Annotated in this window: 12 protein-coding genes; 7 read left to right on the top strand and 5 right to left on the bottom strand. The window is 71.1% G+C overall.

What is annotated here, in order from left to right; translation table 11 throughout:
- The 3 genes from HPY23_RS33060 to xth form a co-directional block, all read left to right on the top strand.
- A partial coding sequence (locus HPY23_RS33060; protein ID WP_276530189.1) for a DNA translocase FtsK occupies positions 1-296 on the top strand: 296 nt, incomplete at its 5' end.
- A 154-nt stretch (positions 297-450) separates the two neighbouring features.
- Positions 451-1407: an outer-membrane lipoprotein carrier protein LolA gene (locus HPY23_RS13390; protein ID WP_091889635.1), complete on the top strand. Its 957-nt coding sequence runs from the start codon at positions 451-453 to the stop codon at positions 1405-1407.
- 112 nt (positions 1408-1519) lie between these two features.
- Complete coding sequence (gene xth / locus HPY23_RS13385; protein WP_060846078.1) at positions 1520-2329, top strand: exodeoxyribonuclease III; 810 nt, start codon at positions 1520-1522, stop codon at positions 2327-2329.
- 193 nt (positions 2330-2522) lie between these two features.
- Here the strand turns inward: xth and HPY23_RS13380 are convergent, their stop codons facing one another.
- Positions 2523-3065 (bottom strand): DUF892 family protein, encoded by a 543-nt coding sequence (locus tag HPY23_RS13380; protein WP_091889633.1) that lies wholly within the window; start codon positions 3063-3065, stop codon positions 2523-2525.
- Between the two features lie 319 nt (positions 3066-3384).
- Here HPY23_RS13380 and rpsO point away from each other — a divergent pair, with 319 nt between their 5' ends.
- The gene (rpsO, locus tag HPY23_RS13375; protein WP_048427462.1) at positions 3385-3654 is read left to right on the top strand and encodes a 30S ribosomal protein S15; all 270 of its coding nucleotides are present in this window, start codon (positions 3385-3387) and stop codon (positions 3652-3654) included.
- A 246-nt stretch (positions 3655-3900) separates the two neighbouring features.
- On the top strand, positions 3901-6069 hold the full coding sequence (gene pnp / locus HPY23_RS13370; protein WP_060846080.1) for a polyribonucleotide nucleotidyltransferase: 2169 nt from the start codon (positions 3901-3903) through the stop codon (positions 6067-6069).
- 110 nt (positions 6070-6179) lie between these two features.
- Here pnp and HPY23_RS13365 read toward each other — a convergent pair whose 3' ends face one another.
- From HPY23_RS13365 to HPY23_RS13350, 4 genes are all read right to left on the bottom strand, one after another.
- The gene (locus tag HPY23_RS13365) at positions 6180-6689 is read right to left on the bottom strand and encodes an OsmC family protein (RefSeq protein ID WP_091889631.1); all 510 of its coding nucleotides are present in this window, start codon (positions 6687-6689) and stop codon (positions 6180-6182) included.
- A gap of 117 nt (positions 6690-6806) precedes the next feature.
- Positions 6807-7589, bottom strand: a complete 783-nt coding sequence (locus HPY23_RS13360; protein WP_060846082.1) for an ABC transporter ATP-binding protein — start codon at positions 7587-7589, stop codon at positions 6807-6809.
- A gap of 15 nt (positions 7590-7604) precedes the next feature.
- On the bottom strand, positions 7605-8438 hold the full coding sequence (locus tag HPY23_RS13355) for an ABC transporter permease (RefSeq protein WP_091889629.1): 834 nt from the start codon (positions 8436-8438) through the stop codon (positions 7605-7607).
- 3 nt (positions 8439-8441) lie between these two features.
- Positions 8442-9413 (bottom strand): aliphatic sulfonate ABC transporter substrate-binding protein, encoded by a 972-nt coding sequence (locus HPY23_RS13350; protein ID WP_091889627.1) that lies wholly within the window; start codon positions 9411-9413, stop codon positions 8442-8444.
- Between the two features lie 252 nt (positions 9414-9665).
- Here HPY23_RS13350 and HPY23_RS13345 point away from each other — a divergent pair, with 252 nt between their 5' ends.
- Both HPY23_RS13345 and grpE read left to right on the top strand, forming a co-directional pair.
- Positions 9666-12506 carry a [protein-PII] uridylyltransferase gene (locus HPY23_RS13345; protein ID WP_060846085.1) on the top strand — a complete coding sequence of 947 codons (2841 nt, stop codon included), beginning with the start codon at positions 9666-9668 and terminating at the stop codon, positions 12504-12506.
- Positions 12507-12565: 59 nt separating this feature from the next.
- Positions 12566-13162, top strand: coding sequence for a nucleotide exchange factor GrpE (grpE, locus tag HPY23_RS13340; protein WP_060849226.1), 597 nt, complete (start codon positions 12566-12568; stop codon positions 13160-13162).
- Positions 13163-13185 lie beyond the last annotated feature (23 nt).

The following is a 13185-nucleotide window of genomic DNA, read 5'->3' as shown; positions in this document are numbered from 1 at the left end:
CCGACGAGGAGGCCGAGGAGGCGGCGGCTGCCGCCGCGCAGGACGCCCCGGTCATGGACCAGGGCAGCTTCGGCGATCCGACCGCCGACCTCTACGACCAGGCGGTGGCGGTGGTGCTGCGGGACAAGAAGGCGTCCACGAGCTACATCCAGCGCCGCCTGCAGATCGGCTACAACCGGGCCGCCTCGCTGATGGAGCGGATGGAGCGCGAGGGCATCGTCGGCCCCGCCAACCATGCCGGCAAGCGGGAGATCCTGATCGAGCCCGCCCCGCAGCCCGGATCGGATGAGGCGTGAGCGGCCCCGCCGTCGCATATTCGCCACAGGGGGCGGCTCTATGGCGAGACCGCCCCCTCGTGGCACACCCGCTTCCCGGGTGGGCGGGGCACCGGCATCCCCGTGCCGGCCTGCCCCGGTCCCTCCCCGTCCGCCCACACGGAGAACCCTGCCGATGACCGGCCGTCCCCGCTCCGGCCCGCTCCGCGCGGCGTCCCTCGGCGCCGCCCTCTCGGTCGCCGCCCTGCTGAGCGTGGCCCCCGCCGAGGCGCAGGTGTCGTCGTTCCTCGACGGCCTGTTCGGCCGCAAGGACCCGGCCGCCGAGGCGCCGCAGCCGGACGCCGCGCCGGGCCAGGCCCCGACGGCCGGCCAAGGAAGCGGTCAAGGAAGCGGTCAGGCGTCCGGCTCCTCCGCCAGGGCGCCGCTGCCGCCGCGCCGGCCGGCCTCGCTCGGCGGCGGCAAGGGCGCCGCGCCCGAGCCGGTCGAGACCGCCGCGGTGCCGGCCGCCGCGCCGGCGCAGGTCGCCGCCGTGACTCCGGCCACCGCCGTCGATCCCGGCAACCCGGCCGCGGTGATCGAGCGCGCCAACGCCTATTTCAACGGCGTCACGACGCTCACCGGCAACTTCGTCCAGATCGGCGCCGACGGGCGCAAGATCGGCGGCAAGCTCACCCTGGCCAAGCCCGGCCGCCTGCGCTTCGACTACGACCAGCCCTCGACGCTGGAGGTGATCGCCGACGGCACATCGGTGGCGGTGCGGGACCGCAAGCTCGCGACCCAGGACCTCTACTTCATCTCGCAGACGCCGCTGAAATTCCTCTTGCGCGACAAGATCGACCTCGCCCGCGACCTCACCGTCACCGACGTGGCGGCCGAGCCCGGCGGCATCCGCATCGTGCTCGACGACCGCTCGACGCTGGGGGGCACCTCCCGCATCGCGCTCTACTTCGACGACGCGATGAAGACCCTGAGCCAGTGGCGGATCACCGACCCGCAGGGCTACCAGACCACCGTGCTGCTCTCCAACCTCCAGCGCGGCCGCGCCGTCGACGGCATGCTGTTCGTCATCAATTACGGCCGTGCGGTCGACAAGGAGCTGGAAGCCAAGATGCAGCAGGCCCGCCCGAACTGATCCATCCCCATGCGCTTCCCTCGTGTGCTACGCCATCGACATGTCGATGGCGTAGCGTCCGGCGCGTGAGCGCCGACGCCCATTCGGGCTTGCCTCTTCGAGTACCCGACCGTTGCGCCTCACCGTCAGCACCTGGAACATCAACTCCGTCCGCCTGCGCATCGACCTCGTGCGCCGCTTCCTCGACGAGGCGAAGCCCGATGTGCTCTGCCTGCAGGAGACCAAGTGCCCGGACGACCGCTTCCCGCTCAAGGAGCTGCAGGGCTTCGGCTATCCGCACGTCGTCTTCGCCGGGCAGAAGGGCTATAACGGCGTCGCGATCCTCTCGCGCCTGCCGCTCGTCACCCGCGAGGTGATGAGCTTCTGCGAGCGCCAGGACGCCCGCCACATCTCGGCGGTGCTCGGGCCCGAGGCGGGTGCGGCCGCCGGCATCGCGATCCACGATTTCTACGTCCCGGCCGGCGGCGACGTGCCGGACGTGAAGCTCAACGACAAGTTCGCCCACAAGCTCGCCTTCATGGACGAGCTGCGCGCCTGGGGCGGCCGGCGCCCCGCCGGCCCGGCGATCCTCGTCGGCGACCTCAACGTGGCGCCGCTCGAGCACGACGTCTGGTCCCACAAGCAGCTCCTCGACGTGGTGAGCCACACCCCGATCGAGACCGAGCGCCTGGAATCCCTGCGGGGCGAAGCCGGCTGGGTCGACACGATGCGCCACCTGCGCCCGCCGCCGGAGAAGATCTACACCTGGTGGAGCTACCGCTCCCCCGACTGGGCCGCCGCCGACAAGGGCCGTCGCCTCGACCACATCTGGGTCACGCCGGACCTCGCCGAGACGGTGAAGTCGGTGACGGTGGCGCGGCACACCCGGGCCTGGGAGAAGCCGTCGGACCATGTGCCGGTGACGGTGGAACTGGAGCTGTAGAGGCTCGACGGGAGCCCGCCTTCGAACTGCTATCGTCAGGAGGCGAGGCCGCCAGATGCAACGCGCCGCTGGCGGCCCAAGCAGATTTCGCCGAAGTGATTACCGGTTCGGCGCCGAAAATCCGCGACAAAACAATGACTCAGAGGGCTTCGCGATTGCAACGCGATCGTGAAGCGCTCTAGCGCGATCCGCCCTACCGATCCGCCTTCTCGCCCTTGGTCTCCCGGGCGACGAACGCCTTCGTCACCGGCACGATATGGGCAAACACCGCCTCGGCCATCCGCTCTTCCTCCTTGAGCGACAGGCGCAGGATCTCGATGTCCCGGCCGTGCCCCGCTTCCTCGGCGAGCGCGATCAGCGAGGTGTAGGCGGCGATCTCGTAGGTCTCGACCGAGTAGTCGGTGTAGAGGTTCTTCAGCACCTCGTCGCCGGTCACGCTGTGGACGAGCGCCGCGACGTTGCCGACCGTCTGGGTCACCACGTCCTTCAGGAGCGAGCGGTCCTCGCCGTGGCCGTGAAGCAGGTCGGCGAGGCGGGTGACCTGCTGGTCGGTCTCGCTCTTGTGCAGCCGCAGCGCCTGGGTCAGCTCAGGGTAGCTCTCGTAGCGCTCGATCTGGCGCTGGATCATCTGCGCCGCCTGCTTCTCCAGGGCGTGGGTGTTGCGCAGGGCCGTGACGTAGATCGCCTGCACGGTCTCGTCGGTCTCGGCAGCGGTGTGGGCGGCGGTCGTGGTCATGGCGCATCCTCTCGGGGCGTAGGGAACGGCGGGCAAACTGCTCGGGGGTATTCGGGTTCGAGCTCGGCCGTTCCCACACCCCCGGATGAGGGCGTGACGAAACCGCGCGTGGGGAGTGGACCGCCCACGGAACCCGGGGGAGTGGCAAGGACCGGCGGATCGTGTATAGGCTGCGCCACCCTCGCCCGCACACGGCGAGGTTTTTCGCCTTGGCAGACCGCGCTGGACGACATCCCGGCCCGGCCGAGCCCCGTGCGAAAGGCGGCCTCCTCGCGGAGCCCGCGCACCTCGTGAACCCGTAACACCGAAAGGACACGCGATGTCGATCACGGCGGAGCGCAAGACCGCGCTCATCAAGGAACACGCCCGCGGCGGGACCGACACCGGCTCGCCGGAAGTGCAGGTCGCGATCCTCACCGAGCGGATCCAGAACCTCACCGGGCACTTCAAGACCCACACCAAGGACAACCACTCGCGCCGCGGCCTGCTCAAGCTGGTCTCGCAGCGCCGGTCGCTCCTCGACTACCTGAAGCGCAAGGACGAGGCTCGCTACCGCGCCCTCATCGAGCGCCTCGGCATCCGCCGCTAAGGTGGATCTCACGCGGTTCGGGCACCGGTCCGGGCCGCGTTTTTGCGAGGAAGCCGAACTTCTCCATTGGAGGAGGTTTCCTCGTCCCGGGTGGGCCGGAATGGGTCCGGCCGCCCTTATTCCGGGACCCGCACGTCGAGATGCGGGCCGCGACCGCCAGGGCAGGATCGCCGGTGGCTCATCGCATGAGCCCCTCGCCGTCTTGCGCTGGCGTCGCCCTCCCGGACCGCAGGAAGGCATGACAAGATGTTCGACGTTCAACGCGAAGAGCTGCTGTGGGGCGGGCGCAAGCTCGTGCTCGAGACCGGCAAGGTCGCCCGCCAGGCCGACGGCGCCGTGATCGCCACCTACGGCGAGACCTCGGTGCTCGCCACCGTGGTGTCGATGAAGGAGCCGAAGCCCGGCATCGACTTCCTGCCGCTCACGGTGAACTACCAGGAGCGCACCTACGCCGCCGGCCGCATCCCGGGCGGCTACTTCAAGCGCGAGGGCCGTCCCTCCGAGAAGGAGACCCTGGTCTCCCGCCTGATCGACCGGCCGATCCGCCCCCTCTTCGTCGAGGGCTGGCGCAACGACACCCAGGTCGTCGTCACGGTGCTCTCGCACGACCTCGAGACCGATCCCGACATCCTCGCCATGGTGGCGGCCTCCGCGGCCCTGACGCTGTCGGGCGTGCCGTTCATGGGCCCGATCGGCGCGGCGCGCGTCGGCTATGTCGGCGGCCAGTACAAGCTCAACCCGCCCATCCAGGAGATGGAGGGCTCGACCCTCGACCTCGTCGTCGCCGGCACCCAGGACGCCGTGCTGATGGTCGAGTCCGAGGCGAAGGAGCTGCCCGAGGACGTGATGCTCGGGGCCGTGATGTTCGGCCACAAGCACTTCCAGCCGGTCATCGAGGCGATCGTCCGCCTGGCCGAGAAGGCCGCCAAGGAGCCGCGCAACTTCCAGCCCGCGGACAATTCCGAGGTCGAGAAGGCCGTGCTCGAGGTCTGCGAGACCGATCTGCGCGAGGCCTACAAGAAGACCGTCAAGCAGGAGCGCTACGCCGCCGTCGACGCCGTGAAGGCGAAGGTGATGGCCGCCCTGGCTCCGGCCGAGGGCGAGGCCCGCTTCGAGGCCGAGAAGGTCAAGGCCGCCTTCAAGGAGGCCCAGTCGAAGGTGGTCCGCTGGAACATCCTCGACACCGGCTCGCGCATCGACGGCCGCGACGTGAAGACCGTGCGTCCGATCGTCTCCGAGGTCGGCGTGCTGCCCCGCACCCACGGCTCGGCGCTGTTCACCCGCGGCGAGACCCAGGCGCTGGTCGTGGCGACGCTGGGCACCGGCGACGACGAGCAGTTCATCGACGCGCTCTCGGGCACCTACAAGGAGACGTTCCTCCTCCACTACAACTTCCCGCCCTATTCGGTGGGCGAGACCGGCCGCATGGGCTCGCCGGGCCGCCGCGAGATCGGCCACGGCAAGCTCGCCTGGCGCGCCGTGCACCCGGTCCTGCCGGCCGCCCACGAGTTCCCCTACACGATCCGCGTCGTGTCGGAGATCACCGAGTCGAACGGCTCGTCCTCGATGGCCTCGGTCTGCGGCGCCTCGCTGTCGCTGATGGATGCCGGCGTGCCCCTGCGCCGTCCGGTGGCCGGCATCGCCATGGGCCTCATCCTCGAGGGTGAGCGCTACGCGGTGCTGTCCGACATCCTGGGCGACGAGGATCACCTCGGCGACATGGACTTCAAGGTGGCCGGCACGGAGGAGGGCATCACCTCGCTCCAGATGGACATCAAGATCGCCGGCATCACCGAGGAGATCATGCGGGTGGCCCTGGCCCAGGCCAAGGACGGTCGCAGCACCATCCTCGACGCGATGGCGACGGCGCTCACCGCCGCCCGTCCCGAGCTCGGCGAGCATGCGCCGCGCATCGAGACGATGCAGATCCCGACCGACAAGATCCGCGAAGTGATCGGCACCGGCGGCAAGGTGATCCGCGAGATCGTCGAGAAGACCGGCGCCAAGATCGACATCCAGGACACCGGCATCATCAAGATCGCCTCGGCCGACGGCAAGGCGATCAAGGCGGCCTACAACTGGATCCGCTCGATCGTGGCCGAGGCCGAGGTCGGCATGATCTACGAGGGCACCGTCGTGAAGACGATGGAGTTCGGCGCCTTCGTCAACTTCTTCGGCGCCAAGGACGGCCTCGTCCACATCTCCGAGCTCGCCGCCCAGCGCGTCGCCAAGGTCACCGACGTGGTGAAGGAGGGCGACAAGGTGAAGGTGAAGTTCCTCGGCCAGGACGATCGCGGCAAGATCCGCCTGTCGATGAAGGTCGTCGACCAGGAGACCGGCGAGGACCTCACCGAGAAGCTGAAGGCCCAGCGCGACGCCGACCGCTCGCGCGAGCGTCAGCCGCGCGGCGAGTGATCGCCTGACCATCGGCGGGGCCCTCGCGGGTCCCGCCCTCGCTTGCGGAAAGCGCGGTCCCTCGGGGCCGCGCTTTTTTCGTGGGCGGGGCGAGCGAGTCCCCGGGGGCGTCAGGCCCGCGTCATGACCACGTCGAGCTGCGGCTTCTGGCTGATGGTCTGGAAGACCACGCAGTAGCGCTCGGTGAGCTTCAGGAGCTGGTCGAGCTTCTCCTGCGGCGCGTCCGCGTCGACCTCGAAGGTCAGCCGGATCGCCCGGAAGCCCACGGGGGCGCCCTTGTCGACGCCGAGCGTGCCGCGGAAGTCGAGGTCGCCCTCGGCCTTGACCAGCCCCTTGCGCAGCGGGATCTCCAGCGCGGTCGCCACCGCCTTCAGGGTCACGCCCGCGCAGGCGACCAGGGCCTCGAGCAGCATGTCGCCGGAGCACAGCTCGGCGCCCGAGCCGCCGCTCGCCGGGTGGAGGCCGGCCACCGCCAGCGCCCGGCCGGTCTCGACCTTGCAGGCGATGCCGCCGTCGTCGAGGGAGCCTTGCGCCTTCAGGGTGATCACGGCCGCGTCCGGATCGCTGCGGTAGCGGTCCTTGATCGGGGCCTGGAGCGAGCGCAGTTCGGTGGCGTCCATGGCGTGTCGTCCTCCCGGGGTTATGGGCGAACGGCTTAGCACCCCGTCCCGGCCGCTCGCCAGGGGACGGGACTCACGACCAAAGGCGGATCGACCGGCCGGCTCGTCCCCCGGGGCTCACCACCACAGCGCGGAGGCGTCGGGCTTCGCCCGGTCGGCCGCGCCCTCCGGGCGCAGCGAGCGGTCGAGGCTTGCCAGGATCGTGCGGGCGGCGGCCTCGCTGCCGGGCGAGGACGGCTGGCGCGGGCGGCTCAGGGGCAGCGGGATCGTGTCGTCGATCCGGCCGGGCTTGGGGCGCAACACCACGGCCCGGTCGGCCAGAGCCACCGCCTCGGCGACGTCGTGGGTGACGAGGAGCACGGTCGGCCGGCTCTCCTCCCACAGGGCCAGCAGGTGGCGGTGCAGCCCGGCCCGGGTCAGGGCGTCGAGGGCCGAGAACGGCTCGTCGAGGAGCAGCACCTTCGGGGCGGCCACGAAGGCGCGGGCGATCGCGACCCGCTGCTGCTGGCCGCCCGAGAGATCGCGGGGCCAGCGCCCGGCATGCTCGGCGAGGCCGACGCGCTCGAGGGCGTGCGCCACCCGGGCCCGGCGCTCGGCCCGGGGCAGGGCGGCGAGGCCGAAGGCCACGTTGTCGGCGACGCTGAGCCAGGGCAGCAGCCGCGGCTCCTGGAAGACGATGCCGACGCCTGGATGCGGGCCCGCGATCCCCTCCCCGTCGAGGTGGATGCCCCCGGCGCTCGCCCGGTCGAGCCCGGCGATCAGGCGCAGCAACGTGGTCTTGCCGCATCCCGAGCCGCCGATCAGCGCCACGATCTCGCCGGCCCGAACGGTGAGCGAGATGTCGGCGAGCGCCCGCGTGCCGTCGGCGTAGGTCTTCGACAGGTGGTCCAGGATCAGCATGCGAGCCTCAGCATCTCACAGCGACTCCCGGGCGGTGTCCTGCCAACGGGCGAGCGGCTGTGTCAGGCCGACCAGCACCGCGTCGCACAGCTTGCCCAGCGCCGCGAAGGCCAGGATCGCCGCGACGATCTGGTCGGGCTTGCCGAGCTGCTGGCCGTCGAGGAGGAGGTAGCCGAGGCCCTCCGAGGCGCCGAGCAGCTCGGCCGCCGCCACGAACATGAAGCCGAGGCCCAGCCCGGTCCGCAGGGCCACCAGGGTCGCGGGCAGCACCGCCGGCAGCAGGATGCGCCGGGCGAGCGCGAGCCTCGAGAGCCGGAAGACCCGCCCCACCTCGACGAGCTTGCGGTCGACCCCCGCGATGGCGCCGGCCACCCCGAGATAGACCGGAAAGAACACGCCGACCGCGATGAGGGTGATCTTCGAGGCCTCGAAGATGCCGAACCACAGGATGAACAGCGGCACCCAGGCGATCGACGGGATCGCCCTGAGCGCCTGCAAGCTCGGATCGATCAGCCGGCGCACCGGCGGCAAGGTGCCGGTGAGCGCCCCGACGAGGATCCCGGCGAGCGCGCCGAATCCGAACCCGGCCGCGACGCGGGTCAGGCTGGCCAGCACGTGGGTCCAGAGCTCGCCGCTCGCGGCAAGCCCCCACAGGGTGGCGAGCACCCGGCTCGGCGGCGGCACCAGCCGCCCTTGCGCCCACCCCGCCCGCACCGCCGCCTCCCAGCCGAGGGCGAGGCCGACCGGCAGGACGAGGCCGACGAGCATCCGGCCGCCGGGCAGGCGCAACGGACGCCGCGCGGCGGGGACGGCGGCTGCGGCCGCCACGGGCAAGGAGCTCGCTTCCATGGGTTACGGCGCGACCGGCCCGAAGCGCGGGTCGATCAGCGCCTGGACCGCGGCGCCGACATCGGTGCCGGCGGGGATCACCCCGGCATCGAGGAGCGCGGTGCCGGCATCCAGGATCGTCTCGGCCTGGAGCTTGCCGATCGCCGGCTGCGACAGGTCGGTGCGTTCGAGCTGGCGCGCCACCACCGGCTCGGGCAGCTTCGTCGCCGCGGTCAGGATGCGCTTGAGCTCCTGCGGGTCCGCGAGGGCGAGCTTGCGCGCCTCCTCGTAGGCACCCAGCACCGTGCGGGTCAGGTCCGGGTTCTGCTTGGCGAAGTCCTCGCGGACGTTGAGCACGCCCCAGGTGTTGGCCGCCGCGTCGCGGTGGAACAGCACGTCGCCGTTCTCGATCTCGGCCGCCGCCATGATCGGGTCGAGGCCCGCCCAGGCATCGACGTCGCCGCGGTCGAGCGCGGTGCGCCCGTCCGGATGCTGGAGCAGCACCAGCTTCACGTCGCGCTCGGTCAGGCCGGCGCCGCGTAGCGCCCGGATCAGGAAGATGTGCGGGTCGGTGCCGCGGGTGACGGCGACGCGGCGGCCCTTGAGGTCCTTGACCGCCGTGATGCCGGTCTCCGACCGGGTCACCAGCGCGGTCCATTCCGGCCGCGAGAAGGCGTAGACCGCCTTGATCGGGTTGCCGTTGATCCGCGCCAGCAGGGCGGCGGCGCCGGCGGTCGAGCCGAAATCGATCGAGCCGGCGTTGAGGAACTCGAGCGCCTTGTTGGAGCCGAGGGACTGGACCCAGCGCACCGTGATCCCTTGCGGCGCCAGCGCCTTCTCCAGGAGGCCCTTGTCCTTCAGGACGAGGCTGACGGGGTTGTAGGTCGCCCAATCGAGGCGCACCTCCTTGGCGGCCTGCGCGCGGGCCGGCGCGCCTGCGGCGAGGCAGAAGCTTCCGAGGGCGGCCCCGATCAACGCGCGGCGGTGGATGCGCATCCGTCTCTCCCTGGCTGGCCGCGCCTTCACCGGCGACCGGCCGGGAAGCTAGGGCGCGTCGTTCGGAGTGTCAAACGATCCGGCCGGTGAAGCGGATTAGCCTTTCGGAGCGAACGCCCGGCCGCCCCCTGCGGAAGCGTTGGCTTTCGGCGGGCCGGGATGCGAAACAGGCGGGGACGCGACGGGATCCGGCCGCGCCTCCCGGTCCCCGTCTCCCAGTCCCCGCCTCCCCCTCGCCCGAACCCGGCTGCCATGCCCGACACCACCGTCATCGACCCGTCCGACACCGAGGCCGCCCTGCGCGCGATGCTGGCCGGCATCGACCAGTCGCTCAGCGACCCGACCCGCCTGCGCGAGCGGCTGGTGCCGGAACTGCGCCGCATCATCGAGGCTGGCCGGGCCGAGGCCGAGCGGCGCCTGCTCGCCGACCGCGACGGCCATGCCTGCGCCGGGCTGATCTGCGCCCAGATGGATGCGGTGATCCGGGCGATCTACGACGCGGTGGTCAAGCGGCTCTACCGGGCCGACAACCCGACCGCCGCCGAGCAGATCGCCGTGGTGGCGACCGGCGGCTACGGCCGCGGCCTGCTGGCGCCGGGCTCCGACATCGATCTCCTGTTCCTCCTGCCCTACAAGCAGACCGCCTGGAGCGAGAGCGTCGTCGAGGCGATGCTCTACGTGCTGTGGGACCTCAAGCTGAAGGTCGGCCACGCCACCCGCTCGGTCGCCGACTGCCTGCGCGAGGGCCGCGGCGACATGACGATCCGCACGGCGCTCCTCGAATCGCGCTTCCTGTTCGGCGACCGCGCGCTGTTCGACGAGCTCGAGACCCGCTTCGACCGCGAGGTGGTGCAGGGCACGGCGGCGGAGTTCGTCGAGGCCAAGCTGAAGGAGCGCGACGCCCGCGTTCAGAAGAGCGGCGCCTCGCGCTACCTCGTCGAGCCCAACGTCAAGGACGGCAAGGGCGGGCTTCGCGACCTCAACACCCTGTTCTGGATCGCCAAGTACACCTTCCGGGTGAAGCGGGCCGAGGACCTGGTCGAGGCCGGCCTGTTCACGGCCGAGGAGTTTCGGCTGTTCGAGCGCTGCGACGAGTTCCTGTGGCGGGTGCGCTGCCACATGCACTTCGTCACCGGGCGCTCCGAGGAGCGGCTGGGCTTCGGCCTGCAGCCGCGCATCGCCGAGCGGCTGGATTACGGGGCGCGGGGCGGCCTCGCCGCGGTCGAGCGGTTCATGAAGGCCTACTTCCTCATCGCCAAGGACGTCGGCGACCTCACCGCCATCGTCTGCGCCGAGATGGAGGCACGCCACGCCAAGCGCCCCCCGGTGCTCGACCGCTGGCTGCGCCGCTTCAAGCAGCATTTCCGTGCCCCCGACCTGGAGGCGGACGATTTCCGCATCCATACCGGCCGGCTCGACGTCCGCGACGACGCCGCCTTCGAGCGCGATCCGGTCAACCTGATCCGGCTGTTCTGGCTCTCCGACCGGCACGACCTCGCGATCCATCCCGATGCCAGCCGGCTGGCGACGCGCTCGCTCGCGCTCCTCGGCCCGATGGTGCGGGTCGACCCGGAGGCCAACCGGCTCTTCCTGGAGCTCCTGACCTCGCAGAACGCCCCCGAGACGGTGCTGCGGCACATGAACGAGACCGGGGTGCTCGGGCGCTTCGTGCCGGATTTCGGCCGCATCGTCGCGATGATGCAGTTCAACATGTACCACCACTTCACGGTGGACGAGCACCTGATCCGCTCGCTGGGCGTGCTGGCGAAGATCGAGGCCGGGGAGCTGGAGGACGAGCATCCGCTGGCCCACCGCATCGTCGGCACGATCCAGAACCGCCGCGCCCTCTACGTGGCGATGTTCCTGCACGACATCGCCAAGGGCCGGAAGGAGGACCACTCGATCGCCGGCGCGGCGGTGGCCCGCAAGCTCGGGCCGCGCCTCGGGCTCGACGCGGCCGAGACCAGCACCGTCGCCTGGCTCGTCGAGCATCACCTCCTGATGTCGATGACGGCCCAGAGCCGCGACCTGTCCGACCCCAAGACCATCGAGACCTTCGCCAGCGTGGTGCAGAGCTTGGAGCGGCTGAAGCTGCTCCTGGTCATCACCATCGCCGACATCAAGGCGGTCGGCCCCGGGACCTGGACCGCCTGGAAGGCGACGCTCTTGCGCACCCTGTACTACGAGACCGAGATGGTGCTCTCGGGCGGCCGCTCGGAGATCCCGCGCACCGATCGCGTCCGGCTGATCCAGATGCGCCTGCGCGAGCAGCTCGGCGACTGGTCGGCGGAAGAGTTCGACGCCTACGCCGCGCGCCACTACCCGCATTACTGGCTCAAGGTCGATGCCGGGCGCCAGCTCAAGAACGCCCGCTTCATCCGCGCGGCCGCCGAGGCCGGCAACACCGTCGCCACCGCCTTCGAGACCGACCCGTCGCGCGGCGTGACCGAGCTCTGCGTCTACTCCCCCGACCACCCCCGGCTGCTCGCGATCCTGACCGGCGCCTGCGCGGCGTCCGGCGGCAACATCGTCGACGCGCAGATCTTCACCACCGCCGACGGCTTCGTCCTCGACACCATCACCCTGTCGCGGGCCTTCGAGCGCGACGAGGACGAGATGCGCCGGACCGGCCGCATCGCCACCGCGATCGAGCGGGCGCTGAAGGGCGAGATCCGCATCGCCGACCTCGTCGCCGACAAGCATCCGGTCAAGGACCGGCCGCGCACCTTCCAGGTCGCCCCCGATTTGTCGATCGACAACGCGCTCTCGGCCCGCGAGACCGTCCTGGAGATCTCCGGCCTCGACCGGCCGGGCCTCCTGTTCGATCTCACCTCGGCGCTCGGCCGGCTCAACCTCAACATCACCTCGGCCCATGTCGCGACCTTCGGCGAGCGGGCGGTCGACGTGTTCTACGTCACCGACCTCACCGGCACGAAGGTGACCCAGCCCGACCGGCAGGCGACGATCCGCCGGGCGGTGATGGCGGTGTTCGAGGCCGACCTGCCCCGCGGCGACCGTGGCCGCCGGTCCGGGACCAAGGCCTCTCTTAAGGACGAGCCCAACCGGGCGGCGCCCGCGTCCGGCGAAGCTTGATTTCGGGGGCCGTCCACCTGATATCGGGGTCACTCCCAGATCCCTTTTCCGGAATGACGATGACGCCGAACGACACGGAGAACGCCGCGCGGGCGCACGAGCCCGAGGCTGCCGAGGGCGCTCCCGCCTCCGCGCCGGAGGCCGCCCCGAAGGGCGACGCGCTGGCGACCCTCGAGGCCGAGAAGCTCGACCTCAAGGACAAGCTCCTGCGCACGCTGGCCGACATGGAGAACCTGCGCCGGCGCACCGAGCGCGAGGTGGCCGACGCCCGCACCTACGCGGTGACGAACTTCGCCCGCGACATGCTCAACGCCGCCGACAACGTCCGCCGCGCCCTCGAGAGCGTGCCGGCGGAGGCCCGCGAGACCGCCGAGGGCGCGCTCAAGGCGCTCGTCGACGGGATCGAGCTGACCGAGCGCGACCTGCTCAAGACCCTGGAGCGCCACGGCGTGAAGCGGGTCGACCCGCAAGGGCAGCGCTTCGATCCCAACCTGCACCAGGCGATGTTCGAGGTGCCGAACCCCGACGTCACCTCCGGCACCGTCGTGCAGGTGGTGCAGTCGGGCTACGTCATCGGCGAGCGCGTGCTGCGCCCGGCCCTCGTCGGCGTCGCGAAGGGCGGCCCGAAGGCCGAGGCGAAGCCCGCCGAGGCGTAAGGGCCTTCCCAACCGATCGCGGG

Source organism: Methylobacterium ajmalii, from assembly GCF_016613415.1.
Lineage (GTDB): Bacteria > Pseudomonadota > Alphaproteobacteria > Rhizobiales > Beijerinckiaceae > Methylobacterium > Methylobacterium ajmalii.
The sequence above is the reverse complement of the archived record's forward strand: the minus strand, read 5'-3'. Positions and strand labels throughout refer to the sequence as shown.